The organism is Arthrobacter sp. YN (assembly GCF_002224285.1).
Taxonomy (GTDB): domain Bacteria; phylum Actinomycetota; class Actinomycetes; order Actinomycetales; family Micrococcaceae; genus Arthrobacter.
Window position 1 is genome coordinate 382132 of sequence record NZ_CP022436.1, and the last position, 17091, is coordinate 399222.

Annotated in this window: 19 protein-coding genes; 8 read left to right on the plus strand and 11 right to left on the minus strand. The window is 63.9% G+C overall.

Annotation, left to right across the window (positions count from 1 at the left end):
- The first annotated feature begins 37 nt into the window (after positions 1 to 37).
- Positions 38 to 1369 (plus strand): glycoside hydrolase family 26 protein, encoded by a 1332-nt coding sequence (locus CGK93_RS01805; protein WP_232481514.1) that lies wholly within the window; start codon positions 38 to 40, stop codon positions 1367 to 1369.
- On the opposite strand, the gene CGK93_RS01810 is transcribed toward CGK93_RS01805, so the two are convergent.
- Positions 1305 to 1835, minus strand: coding sequence for a MarR family winged helix-turn-helix transcriptional regulator (locus CGK93_RS01810; protein ID WP_089593342.1), 531 nt, complete (start codon positions 1833 to 1835; stop codon positions 1305 to 1307). The genes CGK93_RS01805 and CGK93_RS01810 overlap by 65 nt on opposite strands.
- 64 nt (positions 1836 to 1899) lie before the next feature.
- On the opposite strand from CGK93_RS01810, the gene CGK93_RS01815 reads away from it, so the two are divergent.
- The 4 genes from CGK93_RS01815 (at position 1900) to CGK93_RS01825 (ending at position 4548) form a co-directional block, all read left to right on the plus strand.
- Positions 1900 to 2664: a class I SAM-dependent DNA methyltransferase gene (locus tag CGK93_RS01815; RefSeq protein WP_089593343.1), complete on the plus strand. Its 765-nt coding sequence runs from the start codon at positions 1900 to 1902 to the stop codon at positions 2662 to 2664.
- A 333-nt stretch (positions 2665 to 2997) separates the two neighbouring features.
- Positions 2998 to 3558, plus strand: a complete 561-nt coding sequence (locus tag CGK93_RS24340) for a tRNA ligase subunit PheS family protein (RefSeq protein ID WP_269768465.1) — start codon at positions 2998 to 3000, stop codon at positions 3556 to 3558.
- Complete coding sequence (locus CGK93_RS24345; RefSeq protein WP_269768466.1) at positions 3548 to 4117, plus strand: tRNA ligase subunit PheS family protein; 570 nt, start codon at positions 3548 to 3550, stop codon at positions 4115 to 4117. The genes CGK93_RS24340 and CGK93_RS24345 overlap by 11 nt, the downstream gene beginning before the upstream one ends.
- A 95-nt stretch (positions 4118 to 4212) precedes the next feature.
- A complete protein-coding gene (locus CGK93_RS01825) occupies positions 4213 to 4548 on the plus strand; it encodes a hypothetical protein (protein ID WP_089593344.1) in 336 nt (111 codons plus the stop codon).
- Positions 4549 to 4587: 39 nt separating this feature from the next.
- On the opposite strand, the gene CGK93_RS01830 is transcribed toward CGK93_RS01825, so the two are convergent.
- Both CGK93_RS01830 and CGK93_RS01835 read right to left on the minus strand, forming a co-directional pair.
- Positions 4588 to 6012, minus strand: coding sequence for an HNH endonuclease (locus tag CGK93_RS01830; RefSeq protein WP_089593345.1), 1425 nt, complete (start codon positions 6010 to 6012; stop codon positions 4588 to 4590).
- 119 nt (positions 6013 to 6131) lie between these two features.
- Entirely contained in the window at positions 6132 to 6941 is an 810-nt protein-coding gene (locus CGK93_RS01835) for a tryptophan-rich sensory protein (protein WP_089593346.1), read from the minus strand.
- Positions 6942 to 7052: 111 nt separating this feature from the next.
- On the opposite strand from CGK93_RS01835, the gene CGK93_RS01840 reads away from it, so the two are divergent.
- On the plus strand, positions 7053 to 7592 hold the full coding sequence (locus tag CGK93_RS01840) for a MarR family winged helix-turn-helix transcriptional regulator (protein ID WP_198318327.1): 540 nt from the start codon (positions 7053 to 7055) through the stop codon (positions 7590 to 7592).
- Here CGK93_RS01840 and CGK93_RS01845 read toward each other — a convergent pair.
- The 6 genes from CGK93_RS01845 to idi are packed head-to-tail and all read right to left on the minus strand — an operon-like array spanning position 7587 to position 13368.
- Positions 7587 to 8798, minus strand: a complete 1212-nt coding sequence (locus tag CGK93_RS01845) for a prenyltransferase (protein WP_089593348.1) — start codon at positions 8796 to 8798, stop codon at positions 7587 to 7589. The two genes, CGK93_RS01840 and CGK93_RS01845, sit on opposite strands and share 6 nt — an antisense overlap.
- The gene (locus tag CGK93_RS01850; RefSeq protein WP_089593349.1) at positions 8795 to 9151 is read right to left on the minus strand and encodes a lycopene cyclase domain-containing protein; all 357 of its coding nucleotides are present in this window, start codon (positions 9149 to 9151) and stop codon (positions 8795 to 8797) included. Before CGK93_RS01850 ends, CGK93_RS01845 begins: the two co-directional genes overlap by 4 nt.
- Positions 9151 to 10803, minus strand: a complete 1653-nt coding sequence (gene crtI, locus CGK93_RS01855; RefSeq protein WP_089593350.1) for a phytoene desaturase family protein — start codon at positions 10801 to 10803, stop codon at positions 9151 to 9153. The genes CGK93_RS01850 and crtI overlap by 1 nt, the downstream gene beginning before the upstream one ends.
- Positions 10800 to 11720: a phytoene/squalene synthase family protein gene (locus tag CGK93_RS01860; RefSeq protein ID WP_089593351.1), complete on the minus strand. Its 921-nt coding sequence runs from the start codon at positions 11718 to 11720 to the stop codon at positions 10800 to 10802. Before CGK93_RS01860 ends, crtI begins: the two co-directional genes overlap by 4 nt.
- Positions 11717 to 12817, minus strand: a complete 1101-nt coding sequence (locus CGK93_RS01865; protein WP_089593352.1) for a polyprenyl synthetase family protein — start codon at positions 12815 to 12817, stop codon at positions 11717 to 11719. Before CGK93_RS01865 ends, CGK93_RS01860 begins: the two co-directional genes overlap by 4 nt.
- Positions 12814 to 13368, minus strand: coding sequence for an isopentenyl-diphosphate Delta-isomerase (gene idi, locus CGK93_RS01870; RefSeq protein ID WP_089593353.1), 555 nt, complete (start codon positions 13366 to 13368; stop codon positions 12814 to 12816). Before idi ends, CGK93_RS01865 begins: the two co-directional genes overlap by 4 nt.
- A 104-nt stretch (positions 13369 to 13472) precedes the next feature.
- On the opposite strand from idi, the gene CGK93_RS01875 reads away from it, so the two are divergent.
- Positions 13473 to 14081, plus strand: a complete 609-nt coding sequence (locus tag CGK93_RS01875) for a MarR family winged helix-turn-helix transcriptional regulator (protein ID WP_089593354.1) — start codon at positions 13473 to 13475, stop codon at positions 14079 to 14081.
- On the opposite strand, the gene CGK93_RS01880 is transcribed toward CGK93_RS01875, so the two are convergent.
- Entirely contained in the window at positions 14078 to 14896 is an 819-nt protein-coding gene (locus CGK93_RS01880) for a CPBP family intramembrane glutamic endopeptidase (RefSeq protein WP_232481515.1), read from the minus strand. The genes CGK93_RS01875 and CGK93_RS01880 overlap by 4 nt on opposite strands.
- Before the next feature lie 173 nt (positions 14897 to 15069).
- Between CGK93_RS01880 and CGK93_RS01885 the strand changes: the two genes are divergently transcribed.
- Entirely contained in the window at positions 15070 to 16164 is a 1095-nt protein-coding gene (locus tag CGK93_RS01885) for an EAL domain-containing protein (protein WP_089593355.1), read from the plus strand.
- A gap of 16 nt (positions 16165 to 16180) precedes the next feature.
- On the opposite strand, the gene CGK93_RS01890 is transcribed toward CGK93_RS01885, so the two are convergent.
- Positions 16181 to 17038: an SGNH/GDSL hydrolase family protein gene (locus CGK93_RS01890; RefSeq protein ID WP_089593356.1), complete on the minus strand. Its 858-nt coding sequence runs from the start codon at positions 17036 to 17038 to the stop codon at positions 16181 to 16183.
- Positions 17039 to 17091: the final 53 nt, after the last annotated feature.

Genomic DNA, 17091 nt, shown 5'->3' on the forward strand with positions numbered 1-17091 from the left:
ATAAGTATCTTGGGGTGCGCGCATAAGCCTGTCCGGCGTGACGTTCGTCCCAGTGGCGTCGTTCAGGGATGCGTACCTAGGATGGAACGAAACTGCAGGTCGGAGAGGGCTGGTGGCTGTTGTGGGGGAACAACCCGAAGAGGGCGGCGACGCCCGCAAGGCAAACAGAGCTGAGCTCAGGCGGGCTTTTGTGCTCCCGGCCGTGATTGGCCTGGCTGTAATCGGAATAGCGGGAGTGAACTTTGCCAATGGCCTCGCGGAACAAAGAGCGCAACCGGGTTCCAGTGTGAAGACCTGCGAAGTCCTCCCGCGGGCTGCCCTTGCCCCTGAGGCCGGCGCTCTGTTCGGTGTGAACCTGGACTGGCATTCCAAACCGCTGGCCACCTTCGCCAAGGACCTTGGCCACAAGCCTGCAGTCAGCGTCTCCTTCACAGGGTTTCCCCTCACAGCCAAGGACGAAGACGACCTCCGGCGGGCAGTGGAGCAGATTCGAGCCGACGGGCACATGATGCTGCTGACCCTGGAACCTCACGACGGACTCTCCACTGTGACTGAAGAAACGGCAACGGCTCTGGCGAAAGACCTCGCCGAATTCAACGACGACGGCGTTCCCGTGGTTGTCAGGTTCGCCCACGAAATGAACGGCTCCTGGTACGCCTGGTCCCAGCAGCCACAAAAGTACAAAGAAGCTTTCCAAACGCTGGCCAAGGCGGTGCACTCCACCGCGCCGGGTTCCGCCATGATGTGGGCTCCCAATTACGGCGGCGGATATCCTTTCGCGGGCGGAGAGTTCGAAGCCAAACCAGGCACACCCGAATTTCTGGCGCTGGATACCAGCGGCGACGGCGCCCTGACCATGGACGACGACGCTTATGCCCCCTACTACCCGGGAGACGAGGCTGTGGACTGGGTTGGCATGTCGTTGTACCACTGGGGCAGCACATACCCTTGGGGTGAAAATGAACTCCCCGAGCCCGACAAGTTCGCGGATCAGCTCACCGGCGACTACAAGGGTGCCAACGGCGACGACAGTCTGCTTCCGGATTTCTACGGCGTGTACGGCACGCAGCATGGCAAACCGGTCGCCATCCCCGAAACGGCCTCCTTGTTCGCACCGGGTTCCGGTGGTGAATCGGAGATGGAGATCAAGGAAGCCTGGTGGACGCAACTCTTCAGCCCCACAACACACCAGGAATTCCCGCAACTGAAGATGATCAACTGGTTCGAGTGGGACAAAGACGAGGTGGAAGTCAAAGGCCGGGTGGACTGGACCGTGACCAACGCCCCAGAACTGCGTGACGCCTTTACTGCGGCACTGCCGGACTGGTTTCGTTACGGCCCGGAGGAGTCGTGCCAGCCCCGGCAGTGATGGCGGCCCCGGAGACGTGTTCAGGTTCTGAAAGGAACGAAGCCAGCCGCTGCAGCGCCGGGAGGCTGGCCGCGATTTGTTCGCGTTCTTCCGGGAGCAGGCGGGCGCTCGCCGCGATGATTGCGTCAGCCCATCCATCTTCCAGGAGCGCCTTGATCCGTCGGGATTCGTCCGTGGGGTGGAGGGAAACGTAGCGCTTGTCCGAGGCATCCTTGACACGCGTGACCAAGCCGGCAGCTACGAGCTCGCGCAATTGGGAGCTGACGTTGCTCAGCTGCCGCCCGAGCCTGCCCGCCACCTCGGCAACGGTGACACCGGGGTGGCCTTCAACAACGCGAAGGATTTCCAGCACACCATTCGAAATGGGGCGGAGGCCGGTCTCGTTGAGTGACTTGCGGCGAATATCGGACGAGATATCAATCATGCAGACGGCCAGGGCCTTGTGGTCCACAGTCTCTTCTCCCATCCCCCAAGCATAGGTGGGGCCGCGCCTCTTCAACTCCCTGGCTGTCGGCTGCAATAGTGGCAGGATGATCAACCAGCAACAGCTCTGGGACCACGACGCAGCGGAGCAGTACGACACTCCCGGGGAGGGAATGTTCTCACCGGATGTGCTTGGCCCCACCGTGGAGGTCTTGTCGGAACTGGCATCGGGAGGTCCCGCCGTCGAATTTGCCATCGGTACCGGACGCGTGGCCATCCCGCTCCTTGAAGCCGGCGTGCCAGTCAGTGGCATTGAGCTGTCCCACGCCATGATCGCCCGCCTGCGTGACAAGGTGGGGGAGGACCGGATTCCCGTGGTCCAAGGCGATATGTCCCAGGTTTCACTAGGTTCCCATTACACGCTGGCGTTTCTGGTCTTCAACACCATCGCCAACCTTCTAACGCAGGAGGAACAAATCCGGTGCTTCCAGAACGCTGCCCGGCACTTGGCTCCCGGCGGCCGCTTCGTCGTCGAGCTCTGGGTGCCGCAACTGCGTTCACTGCCGCCCGGGCACGGCGGAACAGTGGAGGTGAGCCAGCCCGGATACCTCTTGGTGGACACCTATGACGTGCTCCGCCAACACGTTATCTCGCACCATGTGCGGTTCGGCCCCGACGTTTCGGATGGGCGCGAAGCGCGGATCGGGCGGACACCCCACCGATACATCTGGCCGAGTGAACTTGACCTCATGGCACGCATTGCTGGATTCGAGCTGGAACACAGGTGGGCCGACTGGGACCGCAGCGAATTCACCGCGGAGTCCCGCAGCCACGTGTCGGTATATCGGCTCACCGATCAGCGGATGACCTGAGTCTGCCGGGCGGTTGTCCTTTCTGCGGGCTCGGTGGCCTGTACGCCTCTGGAAGCTTCACCCGGCCCGACCACTCCGGCGACCGCCGTCGTCGTGCCTTCTGCATCGCCGACGCCTGGTTCCGACGCCGACAAAACGGCCCCTTAAGGGGCATACGGTGGGGCCTGTGCCTTAGCGGCGGACAGAGGTAGAGTCGGCCCATGCTCTCCATGCGTCGATTTACTTGCCCCCGACCGGTGTCCGGTCGCGAGGGCACTAAGGCGCGCGCCTAGGTCCTGGCGCCGGAGTGAGTCGGGGGAGGAACCCAATCACTCCGAAACTTAAGGACCAGAAATGCCTGTTTATCTAAGCCCTGCCGAGCTACACCATGCTTTGACCATCAGGGACCTCTCCAACTCCGACCATGGTCCGCATGCCATGCAGAAACTCTTGCGTGACGTGGTGGACGCGCTTCAGACGCAGTGGAGCGTGTCCGGCAGAACCATACGTCACAGCCCCTTGGTCAGCGTCGCGGACAACTATGACCGGTTGGGGTTCAGCGGTGCAGACATTACCCGCGACCAGCGATACTCCCGCTACGTCAGCCCTACCGTCATGCTGCGCAGCCATACCTCGGCGTCCATCCCCACGCTCTTGCGGGCGATTGATCCAGCCGAGGGTGTGGACGAGCTGTGGGCGATCCCCGGCCTCGTCTACCGGCGGGACTCCATTGATCGCACCCATGTGGGCACGCCCCACCAGGTGGACTTGTGGCGTGTGAGTTCCACCGAAAAGCTGCACGGCGGGCACCTTCAGGAAATGATCAGCGCCTTGGTGGCTGCTGTACTCCCGGGCGCTGAGTGGCGTGCCGTTCCGGCAAGCCCACCCCTACACGGCGGAGGGCTTGCAGCTTGACGTTCTGATGGGTGGCGAGTGGCTGGAACTCGCGGAGTGTGGGCTCATGGCACCGCAGCTTTTCCTGGACGCGGGCCTTGATCCCGGAAAATGGTGCGGCCTTGCGCTGGGGATGGGTTTGGACCGCGCCCTGATGCTTCGCAAGGGCATTCCCGACATCAGGCTGCTGCGGTCTGCGGACCCGAGGATTCAACGGCAAATGCTGGACCTGTCGCCGTGGAAAGCTGTCTCCCGGATGCCTTCCATCAGCAGGGACATCTCAATAGTGGTTGCAGAGGACATGGACGATGAGCTGCTTGGCGACACGGTTCGTTCGGCTCTGGGGGAGCAGGCTGAGGATCTGGAAAGCGTGGAGCTGTTGGCGCTGACTCCCTGCCGGAAGCTTCCGGCGGCGGCGCGGGACCGGCTCCGCATCAGACGCGGGCAGGCCAACGCCCTGATACGGGTGGTGATGCGTCCCCTTGGGCGGACAATGACCGATCCAGAGGCGAACCAGATCCGGGACGACGTTTACCTTGCCCTGCACGAAGGCCCGGTCAAGGAACTGATTGCAGGCTAGGTCTGCTGCGCTGTGTCGGTGGTCGCCTCAGGCACTGCCGGCACAGCGGAGCCACGCCGCGGCAGGCTCTGCTGCAGGATTGCTAGGCTGGACCCATGACCCGTCGACTTGCAGCCCTGTCCGCCGTTCCCGTTCTGCTGCTGCTCGTGGGCTGCGGAGCCGTTGAGGAAGCAGCCGGAAACGCTGCCAGTGAGGCCGCATCAAAGGTTGCCACCGCCGCTGCCGACGAAGTGACCAAGCAGATCTGCGCCGTTGTCCAAGACGGCTTGGTGGGCGCCGAGGACAAGCAGGTACTCGCCGGCTTGGTGACAGCCGCCGATGCCGCAGGCGTCCCCTCCGATATCACCACGCCCCTCCGTCAGATCGCCGACGCCGGCGACCAAGTACCGGCTGAGTCCGTTCAAGCATTGAAGGATGCCTGCCCGGCATAGCAGCTGTTGCGACGCGGGTGTGTATGACTTTGTCGTGGATTACGTCTGCCGGGCATGCTGCAGTTGTGGTTCCAGGGGACGTTCCGACGCGGGTGGCCCGTCCGGCGGAGCAGGTGGCGACGCGTCCTCGTGCCCAGGCAGAGGTGGCGCCTTCGATTGATAGATGTGCCCGGTAGGGGTGCGGACTTCCAAGGTGTGCGTTTGGCCGTGCGGCACACTGGCGCTCCAGCCGGGGTTTTCCTTGGTGTGGTTGCATGCCTCGCATAGCCCCGCGCCATTGTTCAGGGTGGTGGTCCCGCCGTTGTGCCAAGGGACCACGTGGTCCATATGCCTAATAGGCGCATCGCAGTACGGGGTTCGGCAGGTGTCGTCCCGGACCTCGATGAAGCGCCGTAATCGTTGGGGGAAGATCCTCGCTTTGGAGTCCATGGCCAGGAGTTCGCCGCTTCCCGGAGCAGTGTAAAGTCGCCGGATCATCACTCGGAATTCTTGGCGCTGTCCCTCTGGCTCGGTGGGCCCGTCGGTCAGGAGAACTCTTGCCCATTCAGCGGGGACGATTCCGTACCCCTGGAGGCGGGCCGGTTCGCTGTCGCCTTGGAAGAGCGTGCGGTCGGTCATGACGAGTTGGAGGTCGATCCCTGCGACCCCGCCAGGTGTTCCGGTGACGCGTTCCACCAAGGTGTCGGCCATGATCTGTCCACGGTTTCGGCCGTCGCCGGTCGAGCGGGCTGAATCTGCGTGCCGGCTAAGGGCAGCGTAGGCGGCGACACCTTGAGCCACTGGAAGCAGAGCGGTGAGGATTGTCATGGTGTCCGGAGCCGGGCGAAGGCTGACCCTGCGTCCTGCGGCGGCCTGACTGGCCCGCTGGGTGACCGAGCGGGGATCTCTCCGGTAGGCTGCGGCCTTCGCAGCCGCGATGATGACCCTGTCACCGGATCCGTTGAACGTGCCCGTGTCCGGTGCCAGTTCTTCATCCACAGCGGCACGGTCTTCAATGCTGAGGCACGCAGTTTCCTTGACCAACAGTGTGGCACGCCATTCGTTGAGCTGACCTGTTTCGAGGGCGGCCATGGTGTGCGGCATCTCGATGACAAGCGCCCGCGCAAGTCCGAGCAGCCGGGATCCACGGTTCGGCGATTCGCGTCGGGCGAGGGCCACCTGGGCGGCGACACCGCGGCCTTGCTCTGCCGTGGGAACGCCTGCTTCGGCCTGCTCCCGGCGCTGAGCCAGATCCAAAGCGACAGCGGCCCTGGCCTGACGCGCAGTGATCGCGGATTTCAGGTCCTCCAGGGCGCGAATCTCGTTGACCAGCTCGCCACTGGTAGTGCTCGCGGGCAAGGAACCAATAACGGCCGCGAGGCCCGCCAACGTAGCACCGGGCTGGGCAGACTCCCAGGGCGTCGAGGCATCGACCGGTAAGGCCATCGCGTTGTTGCCCGCCTGACTGGTCCGAATCCGCTCCATGTCCCAACTCTTCCAGTCGGGAGAATCGGATATCAGGCCTGACATCGCCTATGTGGAAAACCGCGCAAGTATCCGGCATCGCCTGCCCTGCCGCCTGCTGGCGCGAAGCAAGGCAGGGTTTACCGGCCCCCGGTAGCCCCCGCCGCTGCCAGCACCACCCGGGTCCTCACTGTGATCGCTGCGCCGAGGACCAACGCAGCAGCGATAGCCGCCGCGACCGCCGTCGGGAACGATTCGGGTGAATCGGCGCTGCGGCCGACGGTGATCCAGGCCAGGCCCCACGCGATGGCGGCTGCGAGGGCGAGGCGGCCGTGCCCTTTGATGGCCAGAGCGATGCCCACAACGGCCACCACTACCAGGACTGCCACTGACCAGACCTCGGGCCGCAACCCGAACCCTGAGAACCCGGAGGCCTTCAAAGCGGCGGCGATGTTGGCGCACACGGCCACGCTGGTCCAGCCGAGGTACAACCCCAAAGTCCCGTCCACCACAACAGCCTCAACCCATGAGGTGGCACGGCTCTGGCTGTACCGCAGGAACGCCAGTACAAGGGACACCAGCAGGGCCAGGATCACCAACACACTGACAAAGAGCCAGCCGGCCTGGACGGACAGGATCCACACGGCGTTCAGGACCATGGACACGGATACGATCCAGCCGAGGGAACGCTGCCGCGGATGGGCCCGTTGGGACGGCAACCACTGCCACACCGTGTAGGCAACCAGGCCGGTGTACACCACGGACCAGATGGAGAAGGCCGGCGTTGCGGGGGCGAGGAGCGTGGAGTCGGCGGCCAACGCTCCGCCCGCTGCCTGGGCAATCGGGGTTCCGCCGAAGACGCCGACGCCGATCATCGAACCAACGATGCAGATCACCAAGCTCACGGTGACCGTGATCTGCCGCAAAAGATCCGGGTTTTGAGTTTTCATATGCTGATCCTCTTTCCTGGGCTGACGTGCGGTGTCATGCATTCATGAGGTCCGTGACTTACTATCAAATTGCTAGCAAGACAAGCTTTACGTTTATCAAAGGACCATCGGATGGACTCGGAAGGCCACGCAAAGGGCTATTGGTACGGCAAAGACCCAGGTCAGAAGGCCATTGCCATTGATGTGCTGAACGCCCTGCGCGATTACCGCGCCTCCGAGCAAGCGATGCGCCGCAGGACCCGTTCGTCCATGGGAATGGGTGAGAAGGATCTGCTGGCCCTCCGCTATCTGTTCGAAGCCGAGGCCTCGGGCACGGTGATGAAGCCGAAGGATTTGGGCGACAAACTGGGGATAACGTCGGCGTCCATGACCACCCTGATTGACCGTTTGGTGGAGTCGGGCCATATTCGGCGCGAACCCCATCCGACGGACCGGCGTGCCCTGATCCTGAAGGCGACGCCGGGCTCGGACCAGGAAGTACGGCACACCCTGGGTGGAATGCACCGCCGGATGCTGGATGCGGCGTGCGCTTTGAACCCGGACGAGTCACAGGTGGTGGTGAACTTCCTGCAGCACATGCGCGAGGCCCTGGACACCATCGATGAAGAGCCTGAAACTCCTGGAGACGCGGGGAAACCCACCCCGTCATGAGGTGAGGCTCCAGTGCAGGATGAAGATGAGCGTCACCAGGAATCCTGACCCGTAGTTGAGCCAAATAAACCGGCGCCAGGCCACATTGGTGCGTGCCGCCGTCGTATCCGTCACGTTCCAATACGGGGCGCAATTGACGATGTATGGGACGGCGATGATTGCCGCGAGCGGCCCGGGCCACGGCGTGGCGAGCATCGCGAGACCCGCAACAAGCCAGAGCACGACGGCGAGCCTCACCGCCCGGCGGGCACCGAACACTGTTGCTATGGAGCCGATGCCGGCCTGCCGGTCAGGCTCAATGTCCTGGACGGCGCCGAAGGCGTGCGCAGCCATGCCCCACAGGAAGAATGCCGCCAGCAGAACCAGGAGACCAGGCGTCACCTCGGCACCGGCCAGCGTCAAACCGACGACGGCGGGACTGACGAAGTGGGTACTGGACGTCAACGAGTCCAAGACCGGGCGTTCCTTGAAGCGAAGCCCCGCTACGGAGTAAGCCACCACAGCGAAGGCACTCACGGTCAGGCTGATCCATGCGGCAGGTCCGCCCACAAACGCCAGCAGCAGCAGGAACGGCACATTGGTGATGGCCGCGAGCCACAGCATGGGGCGGTGCAGATGGGGTTGGAGGAGCGCGCCCTCCATGCCGCCCTTGCGGGGGTTCTTCAGGTCGGACTCGTAATCGAAGACGTCGTTGATCCCGTACATGGCCAGGTTGTAGGGGATGAGGAAGTAGAAGGTGCCCACCACCAGGACCCAGTCGATCTCACGGGTAGTGAGCAGCATTGCCGCCGCGAACGGGTAGGCGGTGTTGATCCAACTGACGGGGCGGGACGCGAGGACGGCTTGCGGGACCAAGCCCTTGAGCCTCGATTCCGTCCGGCTTTCACTGGATCGCTTGCGGTTCCGCGTCAGCCACATCCACAGTCCGGGAAGCGCCACGACACCTGCCAGCGGGTACGCAAAGTCCTCAATTGGGGCGAGCCCAACCTTGAGGCCGAGGATGTGCGACGCGTCGTAGTGGAAGAGTTCCATCCCGATCATGACAGAGTCGAACACCGCGGTCAGGACGGCCAGCGCGGCAAAAGCGAGGCCCACAGCTTTCCAGTGCTTGCCCGTCTCCCCGGGCTGGGCGCCTTGCCGGGCGAAGATCACGCCGGCGATCACTGCTGCGGCGATGAACGCGAGGGCGAGCCACAAGTACGTCATGCGTTCTCCCTCTCCCGCTGCTTCGCACTGCGCGTGGCCGTGCTCCAGCCAAGCAGCCGCCGGGCGCCCGTGTACAGGACCATGGTGCACAGCACCAGGAAAAGCAGGAAGACGGGTTCCTCGACGGGCAGCTCCGGTGCGATCAACAGCCCCGTGGCGATGGTGCCTTCACCTCTCAGGAAGATTCCCAAACCGATCCCGGCCAGGTCCCAGGCGAGAAGGAACAGGACCCCGACGGCGGTGACGATCGCCGCTGCTTTAGCGTCGCGCCAGAAGAACAACCGGAAGCGGTGGTCGAGCAGGAGCATGCAGGTGATGCCCAGCAGCAACGACACCAAGTAGAGAACACCCATCAGCCAATCCTGCTAGCTACGGGCCTCACAGTGGTAGGGCCGGCACTGTGATCGCCGCGGATTCGTTTCAAGACCAGCTCGGCACTGATGAGGCACATGGGCACTCCCACTCCGGGGGCTGTGGTGGCGCCGGCGTAGTAGAGGCCCTGGACACGCTTCGAGGCATTCTGTGCCCTGAACATGGCACTCTGTCCCAGCGTGTGCGCCGGTCCCAGCATGCCGCCGCGCCAGGAGTTGTACTCATCAACGAAGTCGGCGGGTCCGATGGTGTGCCTGACCACCACACGGTCGCGGAGATCCGGGATGTTGGCCCACTGGGCGATCTGGTCGATGGCGGCATCGGCGGTCCGTTCGATGAGGACATCGCCGCTGCCGTCGGGGCCGCCTGCTCCAAGCTGTGGATCGGCCGGAACGGGAACCAGGACAAAAAGGTTCTCGTGCCCCTGTGGCGCGACCCCGGCGTCGGTGGCGCTGGGTTTGCAGACATAGATGGAAGCGGGGTCCGGGATGCTGGTCTCCTCACCAAAAATGGCTGCAAAATTTGCCTCCCAATCCCGAGTGAAGAACAAGGAGTGGTGGGGAAGTTCCGGCAGGGAACCCTTGACGCCCAGCATCACCAGGACGGCGCCGGGTCCGCTGGTGCGGCTCTGCCAGTACTTGCTGTTGTAGCTCCGGTCCCTGACGCCCAGTAGTTGGGTTTCAGTGTGGTGCAGGTCGGCGCCGGAGACCACCAGGTCCGCAACGCTGTAGTGCTCGGTGCCCGAGTTGTCGCGCCACTTGACCCCGGTGACTTCACGGCCATCCTTCCCGGACAGGGCAGGCGGGAGTTTGACGCCATCGAAGCGGCCCACCTTCCTGGTCCGGGGTGCCTCGCGGGTGGTGATCTTCGAGGCTTTGGCGCCGGTGTGGATCCTGACGCCGGCATCCACCGCCAACGACTCCAGCCGCCTCACGAGCTCCCAGAATCCTCCGATCGGGTACTGGACGCCGTCGCCCAGGTCCAGCGCACTCATCAAGTGGTACATGGCGGGAGCATCCGAAGGATTGGTGCCAAGGAACACCGCCGGGTATCCCAGGACCTGCCGGAGCACGGGGTGCTGGAACCGTTGGGACACGTACTTATCCAGCGGTGTCAGGAGCAGCTGCGCGAGCTTGGGCAGGCTCCGCAGTACTTCCGGATGAAGCAGCCCTTGCAGCCTGGTGAACGGGTTGTAGAGGAAGAACCGTTCAGCCATTTCAGTGGTGTGACGCGCGGACGCGAGGTAGGAGGTGAGTTCCCTGGCGCTGCCGGGCTCTACGCTCTCGAAGGTTTCCAGAACCTGATCGCTGCCCAGCGGGACTGTCAGCGGGTCCGGCCGCACGCCGTCGTGGTTTGGCTCGCTGAAGATGCGGTACGCGGGACTGAGCGTCCGCAGGTCCAGCTGTTCCGCCGCGCTGGTGCCGAGCAGCTTGAAGAAGTGGTCGAAGACTCCGGGCATCAGGTACCAGGAGGGGCCGGTGTCGAAGCGGAATCCGTCCCGTTCCAGGCTGCCGGCGCGGCCGCCTACCTGGTCGCGCTGCTCCAGGAGCTGGACCTCGTGGCCTTCGTGGGCGAGGAGTGCAGCGGTGGCAAGCCCAGCGATGCCACCGCCAATCACTACAGTCCGCGTCATCGGTGCAGCTCCATCCAGGTTGAGGCGACGGCGCGTGCGGCGAGCCCGGCTTTCACGGCATCCGGCACCCGGACCCTTGAGCGATACAGCTCGTCCACCGTGGTCTGTTCAATCCGGTCCGTGAGGGCCTGGAACAGCGCCAACGCGCTCCGGACAGCGGCCCTGGCATCGCGTGGCAGCATCGGAATGACGGCGTTGGCGTCGGCCAGCTGGGCCCGGACGGTCCTGACCCACTCCACCCGGTCATGCTCCTCGATGTGGTCCGAGGTGCCGAGGTAGTTGCGGCCCAACCGGGAGGTGTCGTCCGCCAGATCGCGGAGGAAGTTGATGTTCTGGAAAGCAGCGCCCAACCTGCTGGCGCCAAACTGCAAAGCTGCGGCGTCGCCGTCGTCGATGTTTTCATCGCGCATGAAGACGCGCAGGCACATCAGCCCCACCACCTCAGCGGAACCGTGCACGTAGCCATCGTGGGCGTCTGCATCGAAACGGAGTGGTGCCGGCTGCTGCGCAGAAGAGCCCGCTGACGTGCGCTCGCCGAGGTCCGTTCGCATGGAATCGAAGAAGGGATCGATGAGGGTCTCATCGATGCCCGCCGTCCTGGCCGTCTGGGCAAAGGCATGAATGATGAGATCGCTGCTGTAGCCGAGCTTGACCGCGCGGTGGGTCTCGTCGATGAAGTGGGCTAAGGCGTCGCACTGTTCCTGGTAGCTGAGGCCGGCTTCCGCAGTGACGCCGTCCACGAGCTCATCCGCCACCCGCACCAGGGCGTAGATGTTGCGGACGTGCTGGCGGTGCCGGGGGCCCAGCAACCTGCATGCCAGCCCGAAGGACGTGGAATAGGCGGCGATGACCTGGTTGGCGGCCCGCTCGGCCGTCCGGGTGAAATGGGTGAAAGAGGTATCGGTGGCGACGCTCATGATTGCCGTCCTTCCAGCTGCCCCGCAAGGTCAAGCAGCACGTTCCGTGCGTCCTGCGGGATGGTGCTTGTGAGCTGATGATTAAACGCTGCCATCTGTTCCTCGATGAGGCTCTGGACAAATGCTTCTGCTCCGCACTCGGTGAGGTGGCGGCGGACGTGCTCGCCTTCCTCCCCGTTGAGTCCGGGCCTGCCGAAGAGGGGCGCGATGTGCGGCCACGTACTGGTGGTCCGCGCATGGGCGATGATGGCCGTTTCCTTGCCTTCGCGCAGGTCCGAAAAAGGATCCTTGCCGTGGCGGCGAGGATCCCCGAACGTGGACAGGAGGTCGTCCTGGAGCTGGAAAGCCAGGCCAAGATGCCGGCCGGCGGTTGCCAGTGCAGTCTCGACGGCGAAGTCCGCACCGGCCAGCGCTGCGGCGGCGCGTAACGGCAGCTCAAAGGTGTACGTGGCGGTTTTATACCCGCACATCACCAGGATGGTTTCGAGGTCCGGGGCAATGACGCCGTCGCCCAGGCCCACGTCCAGTTGCTCGCCGGCCACGGTCTCGTTGATGGTGTGGTCCAGGAGGTCCAGGAGGCGGAGCCGTAGTTCGTGGGGGAGATCAGCGCGGGCGAACGCTTGGTGGGTCGCGGCGAGCAGCATGTCGCCCATCAGGATTCCGCCGGTTTGGGCCCAGTGAAGGCCGCCATCCGGACGGGGGAGCTCGCCGGTTTCTGCGAGGAGGGAACCGATGAGGTTGGGGTGCCCGCGGCGGACGAGGTCGCCGTCGATCACGTCATCGTGCAGGAGGAAGGCGTAGTGGAGGAGTTCGATGGCGGCGGCGATGCTGATGGCGGTTTCGCGTTGGCCAGTGCCTTCTTGTTCCGGCCCTGATGAGCCGCGCTGCAGGAGGGCGTCGTAGGTTTCCATGAGCAGCAAGGGGCGGACAAACTTGCCCCCCAGCACGTTCTGGCCGGCCAAGCCCCACAGCCTTGCGAAGTTGGGGCCGTAGGCGGTTGCTGCGCTGGCCCTCTTGCCGATCAGTCCGGTCAGCTCGTTTTCGATGGCGCCACAGAGGTCTGTGCGGCTTCGGAGGGATCCGGACGTGACGGTCATGCTTTGACTCCCTCGTGTAAAGGCAACGCCCGCGCTTCCAAGAGCTGGGGGAACTGCAGGCCGAGCCACGGGCTGAAAGCGGACGGCGTGTGTGCCAGGGCATCCTCGAGCAGGGCCGGGGAAATCCAGGCCCAGTCAGCTACCTCGGCTGGATTCGGCTGCAGGGGTCCGCTGATCCGGGCCATAAACACCGGGCAGACCTCATTTTCGACGATGCCCGTGGGGTCCACCGCCCTGTAGCGGAAATCCGGGAGGACCAGTTCGATCCTCTTGGCGTCCACCCCGAGTTCAAACTGCGCACGCCGCATCACAGCGTCCTCGAACTCCTCGCCTGGTGCCGGGTGGCCGCAGAAACTGTTGGTCCAAACTCCCGGCCAGGTCTTCTTTTCAGGTGAGCGGCGGGTCAGGAGGACCTCGCCGGCATCGTTGAGCAAGTAGCAGGAGAAGGCTAAGTGAAGGGGCGTGTCCAGTGTGTGCACTCCCGCTTTTGCTGCCTCCCCGATGGGTGTTCCGGCGTCGTCCAGGAGGACCACCATCTCTGTCGCGTTCATCCTGCGCCTACCTCCTACACCCGGTGCCTTAGAGAAACTTGAATATTGCTAGACAAGCTAGAAGAAAGGCTACCATGTAGGAAGTTGGGTGTAACATACTCAACATGTCCAGTCCTGAAGAGATTCCTGAAGAAGCCGGGACCCCGGTTTCCTCCGGTATTTATCATCTGGACGCCAATGATCCCCATGAGGACTTAGTGGACCGATCCGGTCTCTCCGAAGAGGATGTCCAGCAGATCAGTGACCTCATGGCGGCCCTGGGACGGCTGCGCGAGGCAGAACAGCGGCTCTCCGACGCCTCCCTGAGGTACATGAAGCTCAACCAATCAGACATGCGTGCACTGCACTATTTGATTGTCTGCGCCAACCATGGCGTGATTGCCACCCCCGGCGCAATAGCCTCCCGCCTCAGCATCTCGACGGCGTCAACCACCAAGCTGCTCGACCGGTTGGAACGCGCGGGCCATGTCACGCGACGCGCCCACCCCTCCGACCGGAGGGCCCTCGCCATAGCCATCACACCCGAAACGCACGAGGCAGCGATGCGGACGGTGGGACGCCAGCAAGCCAAGCGGTTCCTGGCGGCTGCCCGCCTCACTCCGAATGAACGGGAGATCGTGATGCGCTTCCTCGATGACATGGCTCAGGAAATCGAGGTTTCCGAAGAGGCATGGGCAGGTTCTACGGGCTCCCCGGCAGCGGACCAGCGCTAGTACAGGAAGATCGGCAGCCAATCCCGGTTGTGGGCGTGGACCAGTGCCAGGAACAACACGAAGTCGAAGAGCAGGTGCACCGACACCACGTAGGTGAACGACTTGGTCAGCTTGAAGGTGTACCCCTGCAGCAACGCGAACGGGAACGTCAACAAGGGACCCCACGACTGATATCCGATTTCCCACAGGAATGAGGAGAAAACCACAGCTTGCAGGAGGTTGGCCAGCCAGTCCGGGAAGTGTTGCCGCAGCAGGGTGAACGTGGTGCAGATGAAGAACAGTTCGTCCCAGATTCCTACGGCGTTAACGCCCAGGAAGAGCCGCCAGAAGATATCGGGATCGGAGGCGTCGGGCCAGTTTTGGTACACGCCGGTGCTGATCAGGTAGACGGGCAGGATGAAATAGCCCAGCGCAACGACGCCTATCAAGTACAGCTTCGCTGCCAGGGGCCATTTCCTGCCTGTGTTGATGGGGAATTTGATGATGTCTTCCCGATACACAAAGCGGGAAACCAGCCACGGCACCAGCACTGCCAGCGCGAGCGCCCCGCCCATCAGGGCCATGTGCTCCGTGCTGAGGTCGGCATTGAGAGGCACCAGGCTGAAGATGGTCATGCCTGCCGCGATCAACGCCAGGTGCCGCATCAGCCGTCGGTCAATGAAGGCGGCGGTGGCAACACTGGCCAGCAGCAAGCCGTAGCCCAGCAGTTCGTTTCCCATTGCAAAGAGGGGAATGCCGGACAGCGAAAGCAGCGCCGCCGGTAATAGTTTCCAGCTGAGCGCGGTACGGGGTGCTTCCGTTGAAAGGGACGTCACCTCCTAAGCATCTCAGGCCGGCAGCCGCGCGACACGGTTTTGCGCGCCTGGAAAAGCGCACCGGCACAATGGCGAAGTGTTCTTCTGTATTATTCGTGACAGGGCCCACAGATGGGCCGGTCAGGTAGTTTGTCTGGCTCTGCCAGCGGGGGATACACATAAAGGAATAGCTGATGGCTCAAGAAGAGGGCTCTCTTTCACAGGATGGCGCCAACGCGCCACTGCCTGATGAAACGTCACCGCCTGCCAAGGCGACCATGCGCGAGCAGGTGAACGACATCATCGAATCCATCCTTGCCGATACCGAACCGCGCAGCGAAGCCGCCAGAATCAGGCTCGGTGCGTTGTTGGAGGCGAATCCCGAAGACCCTCAGCGGGCCTTGTTGGAGCATCTGCTGGAAACCCGCAAAGAGGCCGCACCGGCATCCACGGTGCCGGTTCACCTCGAAGCCGCCAGCGTGCACCTCGAGTCCGTTGACGCAGCGCGGACCGTGTCGGTTCCCGTCAGCCACGAAGTCCGTGAAGGAATCCAGGCGGTCCTGGCGGACAAGCTTCTACTGACCGCTTTCCAGCCCGTCCATGCACTGCCCAGCGGCGACGTAGTGGGCGTTGAGGCACTCACCCGCTTCGTCGGTGAAGACGGCGCCGGCGCCGAGGTCTGGTTCAGCGAGGCTGCCGCCGCTGGGCTGGGAACCGAGTTGGAGATCGCTGCCCTCCACTGCGCACTCACGGCGGCGCACGATGTCCCGGAAACCATGTCCGTTGCCCTCAACCTCACCCCCGCAACCTCCAGCGACCCCAGGGTGCGGAACCTGCTGGCCGCTGCGGCACTCGCGCCGGACCGGATCATTGTTGAACTCACCGGCAGCCTGGCCGACGTCGGAGGCCAAACCGGCCGCGAGGGACTCGGGCCGCTGCGCACCTTGGGTTTGCGCCTGGCCATCAGCGCCTCCGGAGCAGCGTTGGTCGCCTTGGAGCGGGTGGAGCAACTGCGCCCGGACATCATCAAACTGGACCGCCACCTGATTGAAGGCATCGAAAGCAGCGAAGGCCAAAGGATCCGGGCCAAGGCGATCGTTGAGCTCGCCAGGGAGATCGGGGCGGAAGTCATTGCTGTAGGCATCGAGACTGCCGAAGAACTCGAGGAAGTCACGGCGCTCAACATCACCGCAGCCCAGGGATACCTCCTGGGACGCCCCTCGGTTCACCCGCTGGACTGGTCGGCGTGGAGCATCCGCGCACAATCGGAAGCCCAGCCTGCCGGCTGACAACTGGCTCCGTGACTTAGTCAGCGATATGCCGCGGATCGTTGCCCACGAAGGTTCCGGGGAGCATTCCGGCGCCGAAGACAGGGCCCGGTTCCGGCCGCTTGGGGTGCCTGCGGTCGTCGTCGTTCCGCTGGGTCAGGCGACGCACCACCCAAGGGAAGAGATGATGGCGGGCCCACACAATGTCGCCTGCCCGGGCCTCGCGCCAGCTGCCCTCGGGCAGGGGTTTGGGTGTTAGCGGCTCAAGGGAATGTGGAACGTTGAGGGTGTTGAGGACCATGATGGCGATGGTGTGCTGGCCCAACGGCGAAAAATGGAGCCGGTCAGGATCCCACATCCGGGGATCGGTGAGTTGGCGCAACCCCCAGAGGTCGGCCACCACGGCGTCATGGCGGGCCGCCACAGCCCGGACGTTCTCGTTGTAGATGGCCACCTTGCCGCGGGCGAGCCCCAGCACCGGGGTAGCGCCCCAGTCCGGCCCGGTGAACAGCAGGATGGTGGCGCCGGTGGAGGCCAGCGTTTCCACGCCGGCGTCCAGTTCGAGGGCCAATTTATCGGGATCGCTCCGGTGGAAGAGCAGGTCGTTGCCGCCGGCATTGAGCGTGATCAGATCTGGGTTGAGGTCCAGTGCCGGGCGCACTTGCTCCTCCAGGATTTCATGGAGCAACCGTCCACTGATGGCCAGGTTGGCGTAGGCGAAATCCTCGTGCCCGGTGCTCAACTCTTCCGCAACCCGGTCTGCCCAGCCCCGGAGGCCGCCGGGGCTCCGCGGCTCGGGATCGCCTAAGCCTTCGGTGAAGGAGTCACCCAAAGCCACATAACGGCTCCACGGGTGCAGGCCAGCTCCGAAGCTACCCGAACCACCCTGCCCCAACCGTTGGCACTTTGGGCGTTCATCTCCCCATAGTGCGCTTACTGGGCGCGCAT

Coding starts and splice junctions, on each gene's coding strand:
- CGK93_RS01810 (WP_089593342.1), bottom strand. CDS start 1,835: ATGGGAGAAGAGACTGTGGACCACAAGGCCCTGGCCGTCTGCATGATT.
- CGK93_RS01815 (WP_089593343.1), top strand. CDS start 1,900: ATGATCAACCAGCAACAGCTCTGGGACCACGACGCAGCGGAGCAGTAC.
- CGK93_RS24340 (WP_269768465.1), top strand. CDS start 2,998: ATGCCTGTTTATCTAAGCCCTGCCGAGCTACACCATGCTTTGACCATC.
- CGK93_RS01825 (WP_089593344.1), top strand. CDS start 4,213: ATGACCCGTCGACTTGCAGCCCTGTCCGCCGTTCCCGTTCTGCTGCTG.
- CGK93_RS01830 (WP_089593345.1), bottom strand. CDS start 6,012: ATGGAGCGGATTCGGACCAGTCAGGCGGGCAACAACGCGATGGCCTTA.
- CGK93_RS01835 (WP_089593346.1), bottom strand. CDS start 6,941: ATGAAAACTCAAAACCCGGATCTTTTGCGGCAGATCACGGTCACCGTG.
- CGK93_RS01840 (WP_198318327.1), top strand. CDS start 7,053: ATGGACTCGGAAGGCCACGCAAAGGGCTATTGGTACGGCAAAGACCCA.
- CGK93_RS01845 (WP_089593348.1), bottom strand. CDS start 8,798: ATGACGTACTTGTGGCTCGCCCTCGCGTTCATCGCCGCAGCAGTGATC.
- CGK93_RS01850 (WP_089593349.1), bottom strand. CDS start 9,151: ATGGGTGTTCTCTACTTGGTGTCGTTGCTGCTGGGCATCACCTGCATG.
- crtI (WP_089593350.1), bottom strand. CDS start 10,803: ATGACGCGGACTGTAGTGATTGGCGGTGGCATCGCTGGGCTTGCCACC.
- CGK93_RS01860 (WP_089593351.1), bottom strand. CDS start 11,720: ATGAGCGTCGCCACCGATACCTCTTTCACCCATTTCACCCGGACGGCC.
- CGK93_RS01865 (WP_089593352.1), bottom strand. CDS start 12,817: ATGACCGTCACGTCCGGATCCCTCCGAAGCCGCACAGACCTCTGTGGC.
- idi (WP_089593353.1), bottom strand. CDS start 13,368: ATGAACGCGACAGAGATGGTGGTCCTCCTGGACGACGCCGGAACACCC.
- CGK93_RS01875 (WP_089593354.1), top strand. CDS start 13,473: ATGTCCAGTCCTGAAGAGATTCCTGAAGAAGCCGGGACCCCGGTTTCC.
- CGK93_RS01885 (WP_089593355.1), top strand. CDS start 15,070: ATGGCTCAAGAAGAGGGCTCTCTTTCACAGGATGGCGCCAACGCGCCA.